Origin of the sequence: Hahella sp. CR1, assembly GCF_029813005.1 — a bacterium.
In the GTDB taxonomy this organism is placed as follows: Bacteria; Pseudomonadota; Gammaproteobacteria; order Pseudomonadales; family Oleiphilaceae; genus Hahella.
Genome location: NZ_JAPELK010000002.1, coordinates 467,294 through 485,677 on the forward strand (window position 1 = coordinate 467,294; position 18,384 = coordinate 485,677).

14 protein-coding genes are annotated in these 18,384 nt (G+C 53.3%); 10 read left to right on the plus strand and 4 right to left on the minus strand.

The window, feature by feature from the left end; genetic code table 11:
* Positions 1-254 precede the first annotated feature (254 nt).
* Positions 255-1,655, plus strand: coding sequence for an undecaprenyl-phosphate glucose phosphotransferase (locus tag ONV78_RS07615; RefSeq protein WP_216737184.1), 1,401 nt, complete (start codon positions 255-257; stop codon positions 1,653-1,655).
* Here ONV78_RS07615 and ONV78_RS07620 read toward each other — a convergent pair.
* The 4 genes from ONV78_RS07620 to ONV78_RS07635 all read right to left on the minus strand — a co-directional run bounded on the left by ONV78_RS07620 (position 1,652) and on the right by ONV78_RS07635 (position 6,382).
* Positions 1,652-1,879, minus strand: coding sequence for a hypothetical protein (locus ONV78_RS07620; RefSeq protein WP_279502326.1), 228 nt, complete (start codon positions 1,877-1,879; stop codon positions 1,652-1,654). The genes ONV78_RS07615 and ONV78_RS07620 overlap by 4 nt on opposite strands.
* Positions 1,880-2,267: 388 nt before the next feature.
* Entirely contained in the window at positions 2,268-4,556 is a 2,289-nt protein-coding gene (locus ONV78_RS07625; RefSeq protein WP_216737140.1) for a polysaccharide biosynthesis tyrosine autokinase, read from the minus strand.
* On the minus strand, positions 4,557-5,132 hold the full coding sequence (locus ONV78_RS07630) for a polysaccharide biosynthesis/export family protein (protein ID WP_216737141.1): 576 nt from the start codon (positions 5,130-5,132) through the stop codon (positions 4,557-4,559).
* A 59-nt stretch (positions 5,133-5,191) separates the two neighbouring features.
* Positions 5,192-6,382 carry an outer membrane beta-barrel protein gene (locus ONV78_RS07635; RefSeq protein WP_279502327.1) on the minus strand — a complete coding sequence of 397 codons (1,191 nt, stop codon included), beginning with the start codon at positions 6,380-6,382 and terminating at the stop codon, positions 5,192-5,194.
* An 867-nt stretch (positions 6,383-7,249) separates the two neighbouring features.
* Between ONV78_RS07635 and ONV78_RS07640 the strand changes: the two genes are divergently transcribed.
* The 9 genes from ONV78_RS07640 to ONV78_RS07680 all read left to right on the plus strand — a co-directional run bounded on the left by ONV78_RS07640 (position 7,250) and on the right by ONV78_RS07680 (position 18,373).
* Positions 7,250-8,587 (plus strand): UDP-glucose/GDP-mannose dehydrogenase family protein, encoded by a 1,338-nt coding sequence (locus ONV78_RS07640; protein WP_216737143.1) that lies wholly within the window; start codon positions 7,250-7,252, stop codon positions 8,585-8,587.
* Positions 8,588-8,710: 123 nt separating this feature from the next.
* Positions 8,711-10,573, plus strand: coding sequence for a WecB/TagA/CpsF family glycosyltransferase (locus tag ONV78_RS07645; RefSeq protein WP_279502329.1), 1,863 nt, complete (start codon positions 8,711-8,713; stop codon positions 10,571-10,573).
* A complete protein-coding gene (locus tag ONV78_RS07650; RefSeq protein WP_279502331.1) occupies positions 10,570-11,694 on the plus strand; it encodes a glycosyltransferase in 1,125 nt (374 codons plus the stop codon). Before ONV78_RS07645 ends, ONV78_RS07650 begins: the two co-directional genes overlap by 4 nt.
* A 41-nt stretch (positions 11,695-11,735) precedes the next feature.
* Positions 11,736-13,046, plus strand: coding sequence for an O-antigen ligase family protein (locus ONV78_RS07655; RefSeq protein ID WP_216737146.1), 1,311 nt, complete (start codon positions 11,736-11,738; stop codon positions 13,044-13,046).
* Positions 13,047-13,116: 70 nt separating this feature from the next.
* Positions 13,117-13,791, plus strand: a complete 675-nt coding sequence (locus ONV78_RS07660; protein WP_279502332.1) for a sulfotransferase family protein — start codon at positions 13,117-13,119, stop codon at positions 13,789-13,791.
* A 30-nt stretch (positions 13,792-13,821) separates the two neighbouring features.
* Positions 13,822-14,853: a glycosyltransferase family A protein gene (locus ONV78_RS07665; protein WP_279502333.1), complete on the plus strand. Its 1,032-nt coding sequence runs from the start codon at positions 13,822-13,824 to the stop codon at positions 14,851-14,853.
* 130 nt (positions 14,854-14,983) lie between these two features.
* Complete coding sequence (locus tag ONV78_RS07670; protein ID WP_216737149.1) at positions 14,984-15,970, plus strand: glycosyltransferase family 2 protein; 987 nt, start codon at positions 14,984-14,986, stop codon at positions 15,968-15,970.
* Complete coding sequence (locus ONV78_RS07675) at positions 15,970-16,914, plus strand: polysaccharide pyruvyl transferase family protein (RefSeq protein WP_216737150.1); 945 nt, start codon at positions 15,970-15,972, stop codon at positions 16,912-16,914. The genes ONV78_RS07670 and ONV78_RS07675 overlap by 1 nt, the downstream gene beginning before the upstream one ends.
* 37 nt (positions 16,915-16,951) lie before the next feature.
* Complete coding sequence (locus ONV78_RS07680; RefSeq protein ID WP_279502335.1) at positions 16,952-18,373, plus strand: oligosaccharide flippase family protein; 1,422 nt, start codon at positions 16,952-16,954, stop codon at positions 18,371-18,373.
* Positions 18,374-18,384: the final 11 nt, after the last annotated feature.

Genomic DNA, 18,384 nt, shown 5'->3' on the forward strand with positions numbered 1-18,384 from the left:
CTGTATAGTTAGCCGAACATGTACGGAGTTGGGTCACAACGTAATAAGCAGTCACCAAATCAGTGCATTTATAGCACTGTGGAATGTACGCATATATATAAATAAGCGCAGTTTATGTTGTGGCCCGGAAAATGCCTTTATAAAGAGAGTCTAGCAGGCCGGAATCCTGTTTCGCCGGCGTCCAGGAGGAGTTACTGATCATGGGAATCTTTCAATTTAGCGGTTCGAAGACTGAACCGGAGCTAAGCTCTGGCATGTCGCCACTTATTCGGCCGCAATATTCAAAAATTCTCGCTCTATTTCGCGCAATAGATAGCATAGCTATCCATTTTTGCTTGCTGGGAACGTTAGCGCTTTTTGACGTGGCCTGGAATGAATCTTATTCCTGGTTGAGCATCATGTTCGTTATTACGTTCGGCTTTTGTGCGGAAATTAGCCAGATTTATTATCTTATGCGCGGACTGACCACCGGCAAGCTTGCATGGTACGTCGTTAGATCCTGGATGTTCGCATTAGTGCTGATCTCGCCTTTCGCCATCCTGGGCCTGCTGCCGAATATTAATTTGGAAGCGCTGGCGTATTGGGCGATCGCGGTACCGACAGGCCTGGTAAGTCTGCACTTGTTGCGGCGCGTAGCGCTGTTCAGCATCCGCAGACGCAACGTCAGCTCCAAACGGGTAGGTATTGTCGGCGCCACAACTCTGGGCGTCAGACTGTACGACTCTTTGAGCAACATGCCCTGGCTCGGCTATAAAATCGCCGGCTTTTACGACGACCGCATAGATATGACGGATTTGACACGTCGCGTCACTATTGAAGAAAAAGCCCTGTGCGGCGGCTTCGACAAGCTCTATGAGGATGTCCATAGCGGCAAGGTGGACACGATTTACATCACTCTGCCCATGTGCGCTGAGCGTCGAATCAAAGACATGATGGACAGACTCGCGGACACCACCGTCACCGCTTACGTCATTCCTGATTTCTTCAGCTTCAACCTGCTGTACTCGCGACTGACCACCATTCGCGGCATTCCCGCTATCAGCGTTTACGACTCTCCGCTGGTGGATCACGGCTTCGCCAAGCGTATGACGGATATTGCTATGGGTCTGTTCTTTATACTTGTGACGGCCATTCCAATGCTGATTATCGCTGCGGCGGTGAAGCTGACTTCACCGGGCCCCGTGCTCTTCAAGCAGACTCGCTACGGCATTGGCGGCGGCCCGATCAAGGTTTGGAAATTCCGCTCAATGACGGTCTGTCAGGACGGCGACAACATTCAACAGGCCACCAAGAATGACTCCAGATTGACCAAGATTGGCGGCTTCTTACGTCGCACTTCTCTGGATGAATTGCCGCAGTTTTTTAATGTTCTTGGCGGAAGCATGTCTATTGTCGGCCCTCGCCCTCATGCCGTTGCGCACAACGAGTATTATCGCCAACACATTAAAGGCTATATGCTGCGCCACAAGGTCAAACCCGGCATTACCGGTCTGGCCCAGGTCAACGGCTTCCGCGGAGAAACAGCGGAAATGAAAGATATGTCCGGCCGCATTTGGTATGACTTGGAGTACATTCGCCACTGGTCTCTGGGCATGGACTTCAAGATTATATTCATGACCGTCTTTAAAGGTTTCGTGGGCAAAAAAGCTTACTAAGACCACTCCGAATTCAGGCCTTTCCCACCAATCCGGGAAAGGCCGCCCTCTCCTCTCCCCCACGCTATTTTCATTCCTGCAAAGCTTTGTAATTTCAACAAATAAGCATCAAGAAACACAACGCCAAACTGGTGGTCCAATGATGGATTGGAAGGACGGGCATTACCCGCCAGCTTATGCTCACACACCTCAATCTGCACATCAGCCCAGTCATATCTCAACATCTCTATCCATGCCCGCCAGCCCTTAGCAACGTCTCTCTTATTTCTTACTTCTTAATCCTTCTCTACCCCAACCACACTGCCGCCTCCTGCGGAACAAACAAAACTATAACTACAGCTAAGACATAGTTTATAACGGTAGTTTTCAGGCCCTGATGACGAGAAAGGGACAAACGATAAAAGAAGCGCCTTCCTCTATATAAGTCTCATAAGGCGTATATGGATTGATATATGACGAAGGAGCAGCAAAGAGCTGAGCTCCTCGCAACTCCAGCCCATGCATGAATGCTAACGATAGGATGCTAAACGACAGTGTTCGATAGGGCTTAATCTCACGCACAAAAAAGCCCGCATATAAGCGGGCTTCGCGTGATTCAGATTACTGGAGCAACTACACTCCGGTTGGCTCAACCCGACGCTTGGTTTTCGCCGCCGTCACGCTCGTTTCCTTAAGCGGATAAGTGTTGTAGGAAGAATAATGAATGTACTCATGCTGATTCTTACGCTTCGCTACATCAATCTGATTCAATACCGCGCCTACAAGGTTGGCGTTAACTTCACGCAGACGCTTGATGCCTTTCTGAATGAGCGGCGCCGGCGTATCTTCAGACCTGATGATATAAACCACTGCGTCTGAATAGGAAGACAATACCAACGAGTCACTCACCGCCTGAGTAGGCCCAGAGTCGATGATAATGCGATCATAACGCTTCTTGAGAACAGCAAGAACCAAGTGGAAACGATTACTGGAAATCATCTCCAACGGATTAGTGGGCTGCGTCCCCGCTGTCAAAACACTTGCCTTGGTGCCATTGAGGCGGTGCAGACAGTGCTCCACTTCCGCAGTGCCAGCCACCAGGTCAGACAGCCCAGGCGTGTCTGGCGACAAACCAATCGACTTGGCCAGCATAGAGCGGCGCATATCGCCATCTATCAACAGCACTTTTTCGGTCTGCCCCAGAGCTTCCGCCAGATTCAACGCCACAGTGGTTTTACCTTCACCCGGAACCGTAGACGTCACCAGAATCACCTTATACGGCTGATCCACACGGGATAGAATCAAGCTCGTGCGCAAGCTGCGAATAGATTCCGCAAAGTGACTATGCATGGAGGACAGGAAACCCTCAAACGCCGCTTTCGACTTCTTACTTTTCACTAATGGCAGCAGCCCCAATACCGGCAGACGGAACTTCTCCTCGATATCAGCAGTACTGCGAATAGTGTTATCCAGAGCGTCACGAATGAAAGCGCGCACAATACCCAAACCAAAACCGGCCATGATCAGCATAAGGAAGATCATTTTCTTGTTGGGCTTGTAAGGTGAGCCAGGCGGAATGGCGGAATCGATGATGCGCGCATGCGCCGCCTGCAAGCCTGTCGCCTCGTGAGTTTCCTTAGCGCGCGACATGAACAGATCGTATAGCTTGCGGTTGGTCTCCACCTCTCTTTCCAGTTCACGCAACTGGAACTCCTTCCGGTTTACGCCCTGCAAACTGTTCTTAGCCTGATCAAGCTGTCTGGCGATAGAGCGCTCGTTTTCCACCGAAATCTTATAGGCGGATTCAATGCCCCGCGCAGCGCGCTGCAACTGAGTTTCCAACTCTGATTTGATGGACTTCAGCTCCGCCATCGCAGAAATCATTTTCGGGTGCTTCTCGCCGTAACGCTTGCTCAGCTCATCCACTTTACGCTGAGCATCGTCCTGCCTTTCCTTCAGAGAACGTACCAACGGGTTCTCCAGAATCGCCGGCAACTCCAACAGATATTCAGGAGGCGGCGTTTCGCCAAAAATAGTCATCTGCTGATATACGTTGGCGGCTTCCATACGCACCCGACGCGCTTCAACATTACGTTCGGTCAGTTTGGACAGCTCTTCCGCGTTCAGGGTTTTAACCCCTCTTACGTCCACCAGTTTCTCCGCCTCACGGAACTCCTGCAAACGCTTCTCCGACTCACGCAGCTTCTCACGCAACCCTTCCAAACTCTCGCCCAGCCACATGGTCGCCTTCTCCGTCAGCGCCATTTTCGCCGCCAGATGACTTTCAATAAACTGCGTCGCCGTAGCATTGGAGATCAACGCCGCCACCTTGGGATCTCTGGCGTCAAACCGAACTTTCACCAACTGAGTATTGCGCACAGGATCAATCGTTAACCGCGACATAAATATGCCGACAACGGCTTCAAACTTGGCCTTTTCAGACAGCGGTTTCTTATTGATGCGCAGGAAGTCGAGCGTTTCAGGTTCAAATGGCCACACAGACTCAATCTGCTCCAGCGGCACCCACTCTTTCCAGTTGAAAGCCTTTTGGCGGAATGGATCAAACTCCGGCATATTGACCAACTCCAGCCGCTTCACCACTTCTTCGGCCAGACTGCGGGAACGCAGAATCTCGTATTGGGTTTGCAGGTATTCCTGGTTATTGCTGTTCAGGCCATATACATCCTGAATGTTAATAACTTTAGGCTGGTTGTTTTCGATCAGTACAGTGGTGGTCGCCTGATACATCGGCTTGATGTACTTGAGCGCCACATAGCCGGCGCCGCCCGCCAGCAAGACCAGAAACACGATGCCCCACTTGTATTCAAGAATAGCGTTCCAATAACGTCGAAGATCGATGATCTCTTTGTCGCCGGGCGTGTCCGCCAGATGTCGCGGCGGCGTTGATCTTAAGTTATCCATTTAAAAGAAACTCTCTTCCACAATAATAATGTCCCCTGGATGCACGCGCGTGCTCTGGTCCGCGGGACGCTGGGTTTGATTCGGATCGTTTTCGGTAATGATAAAAATCTTGTTCTTGTTTGCGCGGTTGGTGAAACCGCCGGCCAATGACGCAGCCTTACGCACGGTCAGCCCGGGCTGATAGGAAAATCCGCCCGGATTCTTTACTTCGCCGTTAATAAAAAACTTCCTGTACTCCAATATGGTGACGCTGACCTTGGGATCGACCAAATACCCGTCCCTCAAACCATTTGCGATAAGCTCCTGCAATCGACTCACCGTCAAACCAAGCACCTTAATCTCGCCCAAAAAGGGATAAGAGACCGTACCTGCATCGCTGAGCCGCGCCTCCAGCGTCAAATCGCTTTCGCCATACACTTGAACACGCACATAATCTCCTGAGCCAAGCGTATACTCAGACAACCCCTCTTCCGCAAAACTCCGTTGCGCCGGAATCAATATTGAAGCCAGCAGCATCAAAGCGGATAGAAACACACCGCTGACCATGGCTACCCAATGCTTCCTGTAATGATTCATCCAAACACCACACCTGTATAAATTTCGACACGAACAAGATACTTTATCCGCATTTAACTTTAAAACCCTGCATTAACATATATGGTCGCCAGATTGCGTGTATGCGAATAGCTGTCCAATGTTGAATCTCTGTCTTTAAAGTTCCATGACGCGCCGACGTTCAACCATGCCCTGAATGCGTAATCCAACGCCAGCGTCGCTTCGGAGGTATCGTCCTTACGGGACTCTGGGTCATTTTCGTACACATCGCGGGTCCAGTTGTATGCGACCTTGCTCGTAATCCGATCGTTCCAGTTGTGGGTCCAGGATGCGCCAACGCGCTTCTCGTCAATAAAGTCGCCTCTTCCATATGACTCTTCAGCGCTACGCTCTACTGTGAATCGCAGCTTTGAATAAGGCTTCAACGCCCAATCGACAATGGTCTCCCAACTGGCGCCGGAAAAGTCTTCGCGACTTTCATCTTCAAAACGCTTTTCCGCGCGGCCGACTTTAAACGTGGCCTTGGTGATATCTGTAGCGGCCCAGGAAACCCCGGCTAAAAACTTGTAGTAATCGCTGTCTTTGCTGCCGCCCGCGCCATCTGCAGGAGACGGGTCATTCATGTAATCCGTGTGTGTCCGCGACACATCCAGCACCAGACCGGTCTTGTTCCCCACCCGCCAGAAAAAGCCAGCTCCGGTTTCGAGAGTGCGGCGATCACGCAGACGGGTTTCGTCCCGCTGATTGGTGTATTCAGTCTGTGCACCAGCCAGCTTCAGCGTCAGGCGGCCATCAGAGGTCTTGGAGCCGAAAGTATAGGTCAACGCAGCAGCGGAGCGATCATACTCAATCAGGTCTTCCAGTGGCGCCACGTCAGGGCCCTGCTTAATACCGGTGCCCCGATCTTCATGCCCTGCTTCAAAACGACCCAGCAACTCCAGCGTGTTGCGATGGTTCAGGGTCCAGAACGCCTTGCCGTTGACGAAATGGTCGATGTAGTCGTCGGTGTGGGCGCTGGCGTAACTGCCAGAACTCATTTTATAACCGAGATAGTAGCTATCATCGCCTTTCAGCGCCTCCAGCATCACGCCGGTGGAGACGATAGTGACGAAGGACTCTTTCTTGTCGTCCTTCTGCAGATAGATGTTATCGTTATACTTTTCTTCCACCTTCACCTGTGGGTAAACATTGACAGGCCCGGCGGAGAAAGAAAACGGCTCCGCAGCCGCCCACGCCGAAGAGCCGCTCAGTGCGGCGATGCAGGCAGCCAAAATACGAAGCTCGCCGCGACGATCGCGGACGGATTTTTTTATATGCTTGTTAAAGTTAAAAAGAAGTTTAGATTTGGTACTACCGCCAACTGTCATTCTTCATAGTCCTTTAGCATTACTTGAGATTGTTAGCACTTAAGAAAAACATGATAATTCGTTTCGTCTTGATCATCAGATGACTAAGCAGGAAGCATGCCTGCGGCAAAAAAACGCCGCGCGCATTAAAACATGTCCACTCTTAAGTTCATTATGAAAAATTTTATAAGGTTCCACTTCTGTGAGTGGGTCGCATTATATCGTTTAATACGGATGAAACCTTATAAAATTCAGCAAGAATGTACTCCTATACGTATAAAATGCCGGAAACACACACATATATTTCCTTTGTACTAGCCAAAAAGTTCTATAAATAACATGGCAGTACTTCTGGTATTGTAATAGGGGTCTGTATTCGTCCGTGAAGCAGCTTTTAACACAATAATGTTTCGGAAAGACAATTTCATTTCATGAAAGGAATTTAATGTATCTTCGCGTATTACAGCTTGGTTACGGCGGCTACAGGCCCCGCGCCGCCCCAAAGAGGAGCGGTCGCGACAGAATGTATTCTCTGGGGCTCCATTTTGATGCAAAAAGAGTTTACATCTCAAATTCTTTAAGCAATTTTATGGCGGCCTCAACCTGATACAACCCCGACTCTACTATTCCGGGGTGCGATTAATGAACAATTTCATGCTGTAAGTAAAACCTGTAATAAATCTGGCGTATTTTTTGTAAGTCTTCATTTAAGCGGAATGTCGAATATTATTTACGCGCCGCCGAATACAAAAAAACAGCCAATTGCTGAATTAATCTTCAAGGAGAAGAGAATTGAAAGTAACAGTATTTGGAATCGGTTATGTAGGCCTTGTTCAGGCGGCCGTGCTTGCCGATGTCGGACACGATGTAATGTGCGTCGATGTCGACGAGGCGAAAGTTGAGAACCTGAAGAAGGGGATCATTCCAATTTACGAACCTGGTCTGACGCCTATCGTAGAGGCTAACTTTGAAGCGGGCCGGCTAAAATTTACGACCGACGCCAAGTTGGGCGTCGAGCATGCTGAAATTCAGTTCATCGCTGTCGGCACGCCGCCGGATGAAGACGGCTCCGCGGACCTCAAATACGTTCTGGGCGTCGCCGCCACCATCGCCAGCTACATGACCTCGCCAAAGCTGGTAATCAACAAAAGCACCGTTCCAGTCGGCACCGCGGACAAAGTAAGCGCCGCTATCGCTGCGAAATTGAGCGAGCGTGGCGAAAACATTGACTTCGACGTCGCCTCCAACCCTGAGTTCCTGAAGGAAGGCGCGGCGGTCACCGACTGCATGAAGCCTGACCGCATCGTTGTAGGCTCTGAGAATCCAGGGTCCGTCGAAAAGCTGCGCGAACTCTATGCGCCCTTCAACCGTAACCATGATCGTATGATTGTTATGGACGTACGCTCGGCTGAACTGACAAAATACGCCGCCAACTGCATGCTGGCGACGAAAATCAGCTTCATGAATGAAATCGCCAATCTGGCGGAAAAGCTCGGTGCGGATATAGAGAACGTACGTAAAGGCATCGGATCTGACCCACGTATCGGTTACCACTTTATCTATCCAGGCTGCGGCTACGGCGGCTCCTGCTTCCCTAAAGACGTGCAAGCCATGGTTCGCGCCGCAGACAGCATCGATTTCGACGCGCAGTTGTTGAAGGCGGTGGAGTCGGTCAACTACCGCCAGAAAGAAACGTTGTTCAAAAAAGTCAGCGCCTATTTTGATCACAAGCTGGAAGGCAAAACCATCGCGTTATGGGGACTGTCTTTCAAGCCCAACACCGACGACATGCGCGAAGCCTCCAGCCGCGTGCTGATGGAAGCACTGTGGCGCGCAGGCGCGAAAGTCCGCGCATATGACCCGGAAGCCATGGAAGAAACCCAGCGTATTTACGGGGCCCGCGACGACCTGTCTCTGGTGGGCACCAAAGAATCCGCGCTGCAGGGCGCCGACGCGCTGGTGATCTGCACCGAATGGAAGTCTTTCCGAGCGGCGGACTTTGCAATGATCAAACAAACATTGCAGAGCCCGGTCATTTTCGACGGTAGAAACTTATACGATCCTGAAACCGTGAAAAAGTACGGACTGGATTACTACGGCATCGGCCGCGGTCTCAGCATCGCTCGCTAGTCGTATACGCCCACGCCCGCCTGTAACGGCGACGTGGGCGCGGTTCGCCTCAGGGCGGCGACACCGGCCTGTTATTAACTCAAACACCAGATATTGATCTCAAAGTTTTAAGGGACTGTCAGAATGCTTAACGAAGCCACAACCACCAACGTCGGCGGAATCAGGACCAGTTGTCTCGACCGCAAACAACTCGCGTTGCTGGTGGGGGAAATCTGCCAAAACTACACTCCGGACCAGTCGGCGTTTTTGATTTTCTCCTCGAATGGGCAAGCGATTTCATTGGCGGGCTCCGACCCCGCTTACCTTGAACTGATGAACAATGTCGATCTGGTGCATGCGGATGGACAAAGCGTCGTAACCTTGTCCCGTTGGTTCTCTGAGCGCCCTATCGCAGAACGTTCGGCCACTACGGACATGATTCACGACATCCCGGTTCACTACGCCCCTACTCTCAAGCACTTCTTTTTGGGCGGCCTCAAGGACGTTGTGGAACAGGCGGCGAAAATCTACAGCGACACCTACGCCAACGCAGAAATCGTAGGCGTACGCGACGGTTATTTTTCAGCGGCGGACGAATTGAACATCGTGGAGGAAATCAACCAGTCCGGCGCAGACGTGCTTTGGGTTGGTCTGGGCAAACCCAAAGAGCAAGAGTTCTGTATTCGCCACAAAGACAGATTGAAAGTACCGGTGGTGATCAGCTGCGGCGGTTGCTACAACTTTTTAACTGGACACTATAAAAGAGCGCCGGAATGGGTGCAGAACAACGGTCTGGAGTGGGTGCACCGCATGGTCCTCAATCCACGCAAACTGTTCTGGCGTTACTTGATTACCAATCCTCATACGATTTATCTGGCCTATAAAAACCGCTACCGCGGCGACAGAGATACGGAAAGCAAGAAAGTGCTGTTTCTGCTGAAGACGTTCTCCAAAGGCGGCGGCGTGGAACGCGTATCCGCGAATCTGGCCACCAGCTTAAAAGCCCAGGGATACGATCCCGAGTTTTATGTTTTCTTCTCTGGAGAAGAAGACATCAGCCAACTACGTCAGGATTGGCCCGTCACCTTGGTGGAACCAAGCCGCAAGAGCCCGCTTAAACTTATCGGCGAATTTTTGAGATTTCGCCGTCATGTGAAGAATAATCGCATTGGCGTGGTTATCTCATCAAAAGAGACCGCCAACCTGATCAGTCTGATCTCGCTCATGTTTTTGCCGCGGGTCATGAAGCTGTTCACCCGCCATTGCGCCTTTGACGTTTCAGACCAAAAGCTGGCGCCGCGCAGCATCAAAGCGCTGTACTGCATGTACGCGCTGACCCGCAGTCGCATCGTTACTGTCTCAGAAGATCTCGCGCACCAAATCAAGGCGTTCCTGCCCTATAACCGCAACAAGGTCGTAGCGCGGGCCAATCCGATTATTGATGAGCGCATCTTTACCCTGGCGGAAGAGTCCGCGCCGATACAGGGCGACTATCTCTGCGCAGTGGGCAGATTGTGTGAACAGAAAGGCTTCGATTTGCTTCTGGACGCTTACAAACAAGCGCTGACTATACAGCCTGCATTACCCAGGTTGGTTATTGTGGGCGAAGGCGATGACCGCGCAGCCCTGGAAAAACAGGCGGCGGATCTCGGACTGACCGACAAAGTGATCTTCTACGGTTTCACTCCCAATCCATACGCGATCATCAAGCACGCCAAACTGTTTGTCATGTCGTCTCGCCATGAGGGCCTGCCTACCGCATTGGTGGAAGCCATCGCCCTGGGCGTGCCAGTGGTTTCCAGCGACTGTGAAACCGGCCCCCGTGAATTGCTGGACAATGGTCGTTACGGCGGCCTGGCGCCCAACCAGAACCCGACTGCATTGGCGCAAGCCATCGTTGATAACTTAACGACACCCATAGCGCCTGAAGCGGAAGCAGTGAGCAAATACCGTTACGCCGACGCCGCCGACGCTTACATCAAGCTGTTCGGAGAGCGGATGGCATGAAAACCCAAAGCGTAGCCATCGTCCTGCATGACCTGCGGGGCGGCGGCGCCGAAAAAATGATGGTGCGTCTCGCCAATGCGTTGGCGGAACAGAATACAGCGGTGACCATGGTCCTGCTGACAGAGGGCGGTGTAAACAAAGCGGAGCTATCCTCAGCCGTAAAGCTGGTGGAGCTTGGCTCCCCGCGCACCTTGAGTTCCGTACCCAGACTGGCGGCTTATTTGCGTGAAGCGCAACCAGACAGAATTCTATCTGCGCTAACCCATGTGAACGTGGCCGCCGCCCTGGCCTGCGCCATGACCGGCATGCTGCGTCGTCTGGTGGTGAGCGAGCGCAACACCTACTCCCTGGACAAGAAGGTCAACACTGGCGCGGTGATGAAATTCACCTACTGGCTGGCCCCCAAAATTTATCGTCGCCTGCCAAACCCGATCATCGCGGTATCCGGCGGCGTCGCACGTGATCTGATTGAGACTGAGTCGCTGCGTCCCAAAGACATTGTCGTGGCGCCCAATCCGGTTTTAACCGCCAAAGTTCTTACCATGATGGACGAGCCCGCCAGCCACCCGTGGCTACAAGATCCCGCCATACGCGTCGTCGTCGCAGTGGGAAGGCTCAGTCATCAAAAAGGGTTCGACACGCTCATCCGCGCCTTTGCGCAAGTCGCAGATATCGCCAACCTGAAACTGGTCATCTTTGGCGAAGGCGAGCTACGTGAAGAGTTGAGCGCGCTCGTCAGCCAACTGCAACTGACGGAAAAAGTCGATCTACCCGGTTACGCCGCCAATCCTTTAGCGGAAATGAAAGCGGCGGATCTGTTCGTGCTGTCCTCGAGGTTTGAAGGAAGCCCCAACGTCCTGGTGGAAGCCATGGCCACAGGCGTTCCCGTATTGGCGACCAACTGCCCCTCCGGACCGGATGAAATTCTGGACCAGGGTCGTTTGGCCCCGCTGGTGCCGGTTGACGACGTCAACGCCATGGCGCAGGCGTTGCGCAAGTGCATGGAGCACCCCAGCGACAACGCTGAATTGAAAAACCGGGCTGATCGCTATCGCGACGCCCTATCCGCTCAAGCCTACAGTGCGGTATTAAACGGTTCTGTCACTGTCTGGGGGCGTTGAATTCGGATGTCATCGGTTAACTGCGAAAACGGGCGTATCTTGTGACGATTACGCGCAATCAGTTAAGAGATTTTTTTCTCGGCTTGGTCATGTTCTATTACTCCGGCTTTATGTCGTTCCTGACCGGATTAGTGTCCGGAGGCGGCAGAAGCGGCCACGGCGGCGCGGAAATGATCGCGGAGTCCGCTAGCGGCAACATGGTGCGCCAGTTAGTGGGGCTCAGCATACTGGGCATAGGCGGTTATTTCGTGCTGCATCTGCGCGACCGCTCCCTGGGCACCTTTGTGTCGCGACATATTTACTGGCTGATATTGCTCGGCTATATCGTGCTGTCCATTCTGTGGTCGGTCGAGCCCAGCGTGTCGGTGCGGCGTATCATCAGTCTTATGATCGTCTTTGTCGCAGCGCTGGCGCTGTTGCAAGAATACACGCCGGAATACCTGCTCAGCCTCATTGCAAGAATTCTGGGGTGCGCCGCCATCGCCGGGTTGATATACGCAGTGATATCTCCCCAGAACGGCTTTATTCAGGGCGGTCTGCGGGAAGGCGCGCTGCTGGGCATTTTCGGCGACAAAAACGCAGGCGCCCGCTGTTACGTGTATGCGCTCATGACGTTCTATGGCTTGCGCATGTATGAAAGCCGGCAGGATAGAGTCCTCATCGGCGGCCTGGTGGTGGCGATTATTCTGAGTAATTCCGCCACCGCGCTGGCCATGGTGTTTGGCGGCATGGGCCTGACCACTATCTTCAACGGCAGCCGGGTGATCGGCAATTCTCAAAAGACTTTCAATCGCCTCATCGTGGTGACGGTGGGTCTGTTGATCGGCGCCGTACTGGCAAACTATTTCTATGAACTGATTCTGCTGTCCCTGGGACGCGACCCGTCGCTGACCAACCGCACCATCATCTGGGAGCTATTGGGACCAAGTCTGGATGACCGCCCCACCTTTGGCTACGGCTACGGCGCATTCTGGGCCAGCGTCTATGTCGAATCGTTCGTCAAAGTCTGGGGCTTCATCGGCAACGCCCACAGCGGTTACGTCGAGACGCGCCTCAACGGCGGTTACGTCGGACTAATCATTTTGATCGCTACCTTCATGATGTCTTTCTGGCGCATCGCCCGCGCCTTTACCTTCCATCCTGAGTCATCCGTATTCGCATTAATGGCGAGCATGCTGCTGATTCAGGCGGCGGTCAACTATATCGGTTTCATCATCCCGAACCACGTGAGCTTCGACATGTTCATGTTCTCGATCATTGTCATCGTGGCGGGCAAGTACGGGCTTTCGCGAGAACTCTCGCCCACTCCGCTGTACGAAGTGCAGCCGGACCCAGCGGAGGCGCGCGCATGAGTCGCGTCATCCATAGCTGCGCAGGCTTGCGCAGTCGCGTTTTTGATTTGACGCCAGAATGGAGTTAGTCATGGTCTCACATGAATTCAAATGCATTTTTATCCATATCCCCAAATGCGCCGGCACCAGCATTGAAAGCGCTTTGGGACATCTTGACGGATACCAGGGACGCAATGGCCAGGATCACAGATCAATCAGGCTGATGGCGAAACCGCGACTTAACCTGCGCACGTTGACATCCAAAGCGCGCCTGCTGGATATGGCGCGCAGCGTAAGACATCAGCGCCGCAGCGACATGAACCCGAAAAACAAAATCACCGTTTCCGACGAGCAGTACAAAAACTACTTCAAGTTTTCGTTCGTTCGAAATCCTTGGGCGCGTGCGTACTCCATGTACAAAAACGTGATTCGCGACGAAGCCCACAAACGCACTTTTGGCATCGAAGGCGACATGTCTTTCAAAGACTTCATGCACGCTTTCGCCGGCAAAGGCATGCTGCGTCCGCAAACCTATTGGCTCAAGGATGACAACGGCGACATCTCCCTCGACTACGTCGGCCGCTTTGAAAACCTGGAGGCGGATTTCAAAGAAGCCTGCCAGCGCATGGGCGTTCAACACATTGAACTGCCCCATAAAATCAAGGGCGACGGCGAAGATTATCGGCAGTATTACGACGAGGAAACCAGGCAGCTGGTAAGTCGGATATACAAGGACGAGATCGAGTATTTTGGCTACACGTTTTAAGAGCCGACGGCAGCAATCAGGAATACTATCGTGACAACAGCAAACTCCGACATGACCGCAGAAGCGCCACTGGTCTCCGTCATCATGCCCGTCTACAACCGGGAAAAAACGGTTGCTCAGGCGATAGAGAGCGTGCTGACGCAAACCTTCGCCGACTTTGAGTTAATTGTGGTCGACGATGGCTCTACGGACCGCTCAGCGGAAGTCGTCAACGGCTTTTCGAAGGATACGCGCGTGCGTTACCACCTGCAGGAAAACTCCGGGCGCCCTTCCCTTGCTCGCAACAGCGGCCTGAAACTGGCGCGGGGGCAATGGGTGGCGTTTCTCGACTCCGATGATCGCTGGACGCCCACCAAGTTGGAGCGTCAGATCGCACTGCTGGAACAGTGCGCAGCCCAGGGCGTCAGTCTGGATCTGGTGATCAGCGACTACGAGGTCATGGAGAACGAGGTTGTGAAACATTCGTCGTTCTTCAAAGCCTATAGCGTTAACCAGCGTCTCGCGGGAGCTGTCGAGCAAACCTTTCCAGACGGCTGGACTTATCGTCAGCGCCCCTTCCTGCAAGCTCTGTACGGCCTGGGCTTCGCCGCCACGCAAGCGGTGCTGGTGCGCAGATCGCTACTGGAACGAGTCGGCGGCTTCGATAGCGAACTGGTGTTCGCAGAAGACAACGACCTGTGGATGACCATCTCTGAGCAAGGCCGGGTTGGCTGCTCCAAAGGCATCGCCTATACCTACGTGCATCACGGCGACAACATCACCAGCGTTAAATCCGACCGATTCTATACCGACACCATCAACGTGTTGTTTAAACATCTGGCCACCGCCAGAAAGTTAGGGGTGCCAATGGAGCCCCTGAAAGAAAGATACGCCAACTACTACTTATCTCTGTGCCGCAACAGATTGCGGGAGCAGCGCTGGAAGGAAGCCGCTTCGGCCTTTTACAGCGGCCTGCCCGGGCTGACCAGTAAACGCAACTGGAAAATGACTGCGCGTATTGGAATCACTGCATTGCAGAGCCTAACGACGAAACGCGCGCGACGTTCGGCGCAGCTGAGTTGAGCGTAAACATGACGCATCGAAGCCAACAAAAGCAAATCAGCGTAGAGAAACCTGGTATACGGAATGCCTGCAAAAAGGCGGTTCCGCTTGAACATTTTAGACAACCTCACACCATGGAGCTGGGCGACTTATGACGACAGTGGACATAACCATACTATCCTGGGACCGGCTGGAAGACACCAAAGCCGCGATCGCCAGCGCACTGACGCAAACCGGCGTGGAGCTACGCGTAATCGTTGTGGATCAGGGCTCAAAAACAGAGAGCCTGAATCAATTGCGCGCATTCTGCCGCCAATATCCGAACGTGGACCTCGTTTGCAACGTTAACAATCTGGGTGTTCCAGGCGGACGCAATCAGGCCGCCTTTCAGGGCAACGGCGACTATATCGTCGCATTGGACAACGACGCGGAGTTCACCGACGAACACCAAATCGCCAATGCGGTTGAAATCATGGAGCGACAAAAAGATCTCGCCGCCATTGGCTTTCGCATTCTGCGTTTTGGCACCCGCTGCGAGGACCTGAGCAGCTGGAGCTATACCCAAAACGCCCACGAATGGGGCGACAAACCATTCTATACCACGCATTTCGTTGGCGCGGGACACATGATTCGTCGTAGCGTGTTCGATCAGGTAAACGGCTACGACGACTCGCTGTTTTTCCTGCAGGAAGAAGCGGAGTTGTCGCGTAAGCTGATCAACTGCGGCTACAAAATCCGCTATTCGCCAGAAGTGGTGATCGGTCACAAGGTCGCCGCGGAGCGTCGGGTCAACTGGAACGGACCCCGCTGGCGTTTCCATGTGCGCAACCGTTTCTATATGGACGTTAAATTCAGAACGCCTTTCGCCTCTTTGTGCCTGGGCACACTGCTTACGTTATACAAAGGCTTACGCGCCGGACTGATCCTCGACTCCACCGTCGGCTTCATGCAGGGGTTAGGCATGCTGCCGCAGGCCATTGCCTCCTGGAAACTTCCCGGCGTCGCGTCAACGCCCGCGTCCAAAGCCTATATCGCCTCCTGTTCCCAGAACCAGGGCGTATCCAGATGGCGTCGTATTCGACATCGGTTCAAGAAGGCCGGCGTGGCGCCGGGCCAGCAAGCAGCGGAGAGCAAATAATGGGACAAATGATGGAGCCAACCGGAATCAATTCACTGCAACCTAACCGGGCGCGCTGGCGCGAACTGAAAGCGCAGTTACTTGAAACCTTCGGCTCGGAGCTGCGCGGCAAGAAAGTTGTCTATCTGGATTATCCGTTGCACCTGAATCTGGGCGACCTATTGATTTACAAAGGTACGCTGACGCTGCTGGAGGAACTGGGCGCGCAGGTGGAAATGAGCTTCTCCACCAGCAACGCCGACCGCTTTTTCCGCACGCGCATTCCAGAGGATCGAGTGCTGTTGTTACATGGCGGCGGCAACTTTGGCGACATTTACAGTATTCACCAGGCGTTGCGGGAAAAAGTAATTAAACAGTTTCCCAACAACCCTATCCTCATCATGCCGCAGTCCGTGCACTTCAATGAGCCTGAGAAGTTCCTGCAAAACTGCGCGCTGTATCGCGAGCATAAGAACCTCAAAATGTATGTGCGCGATCAGGAGTCCTTTAACTTCATGGCGCAGGCACTGGCGCCGGAGCAGCTGTTCATGGCTCCGGATCTGGCCACCATGCTGATCGACGAGTGGACCTGGCCGCAGCAAATGCCGGAACGCACGCTGATGTTCCGCCGTAAGGACTGCGAGTCCGTATCCAGCGCAGCCGCGGCGGACGCTTTCGACTGGAACTCCTTGTACACCTCTATGGATATGAAGAAGTTTCGTCTGTTCAATCGCGTTTCAGGACTGGAGCGTAAACACGACGTCAATCTGTTCACGTCGCCGCTGTGGGTGCGCTTCAGCGACGCCTTGATCAATAAGGCCGTGAATTTTTACCAGAGTTATGGACAGGTCGATACGGATCGTCTGCATGGCGCAATACTGGCTCTGCTGTTAGGCAGACCGGTGCTTTTATCGGATAACTGTTACAACAAAATCGACCGCTACGTGCGTTGTTGGCTGGTGTAATGGCGTTTTCGTCAGTTTGTAATACGGAGTCAATAGTGTGTTAAACCATCGGGCATGGAAGTTGATGTGGGTTTTCGTTGAAAAATTCAGCATCGTACTCATTTCCGTTTTCACTTTCTTCATCTACGCCAAGCTGCTGGGACCCGGCGAGCTGGGTCTGGCGCTGTTCGCCCTTTCCATCGGACAAGGCATCGGCGTTATTTATGTGGCTTTTCTGGAAGACCCGTTGGTGCGGCAAAACGATGTTCAGGCCGCTCACTTTGACTCCGCCTTCTGGGGCGGATTAGTAGTGAGTCTGGTCACCGCCACGGCCGTCATGATCGGGAGTCTGTTCGCCAGCGACGACGTACGCTTCCAATGGCTGATGTTCATCTCCGTGCTGCACATTCCCCTGCTAACCACCGGCCATATCTATGTCGCGGATCTGCGCCGCAAGGGCAAGTTCAAGTCTCTGGCGAAACGCACCATGGGCGGAAAGCTCATTGGCGCCGCAGTGGGCCTGACTCTTGCCTGGACCGGATACGGCAGCTTCGCCATTATCGTCCAGAGCGTCATTATGGCCCTCGTAAGTCTGGTGATCATGATGCGTACAAGTGAGCTGCATATTGGCTCCCAGTTCCGCATGTCCGTGTTTGGAGAGCTGTTGTCCGTCGGCTGGCCGCTGGCGTTGCGAGGCGCCAGCTGGGACGCCATGAACCGCGGCATCGCGATTATTTTGGGCCTCACCGCCGGTTCTGCGGCGGTAGGCGTATACGGTCTCGCCCGCAGAATGATAGACATGCCTCGCAGCGCTATTTATGGCGGCTTGCTCAGCTACGCCCTCCCGGCGTTCTCCAGAAATCAGCATGATCTGCCCAATTTGCAGAAAATGTTCTGCTTCACCACTCTCACCACCTGCTTCATCGTATTGCCGATGTTCGTAGGACTGGCCCTGGTGGCGCCGTACTTGATTCCCACATTGTTCGGTGAAGAGTGGCGTCCGGCTGCGCCGCTGATTCAGATTCTGGCGCTGGTGGCGGCGGTGGGCAACACCTTGATCTATGTTCCCACAGCACTGACGGCGGTCGCCAAGAACAAACTGACGCTACCGTCTGAGTTGATCGCCGCCGGTTCCGCCCTGGTCTTTACGGCGGTTATGGGTGCGGAAATGGGCGCCCTCGCAGGAGCTTGCGCCTTTATCGTGCATACACTGATCGCCTCGCCGGCAAAAGTAATTGGATTGAAGAAGGCGCTGCATATCGAGCCCAGCGAATGGCTGCGGACAGTGTACAAAAGCATCGTCGCCGCCACCTGTATGGTCGGCGCCGTCTACGCTTTCGTCACCTATTACTCCACACTGCATCCAGCGTTATTGTCAGCCACCATTATCGCCATCGGCATGATGACCTATCTGACCATGTATACACTGTTGCACAAAACCTGGGTCTCCGATCTGAAAGCCTTCCTGATGAAGTCTTAACGATCACGCTC

Coding starts and splice junctions, on each gene's coding strand:
- ONV78_RS07650 (WP_279502331.1), top strand. CDS start 10,570: ATGAAAACCCAAAGCGTAGCCATCGTCCTGCATGACCTGCGGGGCGGC.
- ONV78_RS07625 (WP_216737140.1), bottom strand. CDS start 4,556: ATGGATAACTTAAGATCAACGCCGCCGCGACATCTGGCGGACACGCCC.
- ONV78_RS07620 (WP_279502326.1), bottom strand. CDS start 1,879: ATGTTGAGATATGACTGGGCTGATGTGCAGATTGAGGTGTGTGAGCAT.
- ONV78_RS07670 (WP_216737149.1), top strand. CDS start 14,984: ATGACGACAGTGGACATAACCATACTATCCTGGGACCGGCTGGAAGAC.
- ONV78_RS07660 (WP_279502332.1), top strand. CDS start 13,117: ATGGTCTCACATGAATTCAAATGCATTTTTATCCATATCCCCAAATGC.
- ONV78_RS07645 (WP_279502329.1), top strand. CDS start 8,711: ATGCTTAACGAAGCCACAACCACCAACGTCGGCGGAATCAGGACCAGT.
- ONV78_RS07615 (WP_216737184.1), top strand. CDS start 255: ATGTCGCCACTTATTCGGCCGCAATATTCAAAAATTCTCGCTCTATTT.
- ONV78_RS07675 (WP_216737150.1), top strand. CDS start 15,970: ATGGGACAAATGATGGAGCCAACCGGAATCAATTCACTGCAACCTAAC.
- ONV78_RS07630 (WP_216737141.1), bottom strand. CDS start 5,132: ATGAATCATTACAGGAAGCATTGGGTAGCCATGGTCAGCGGTGTGTTT.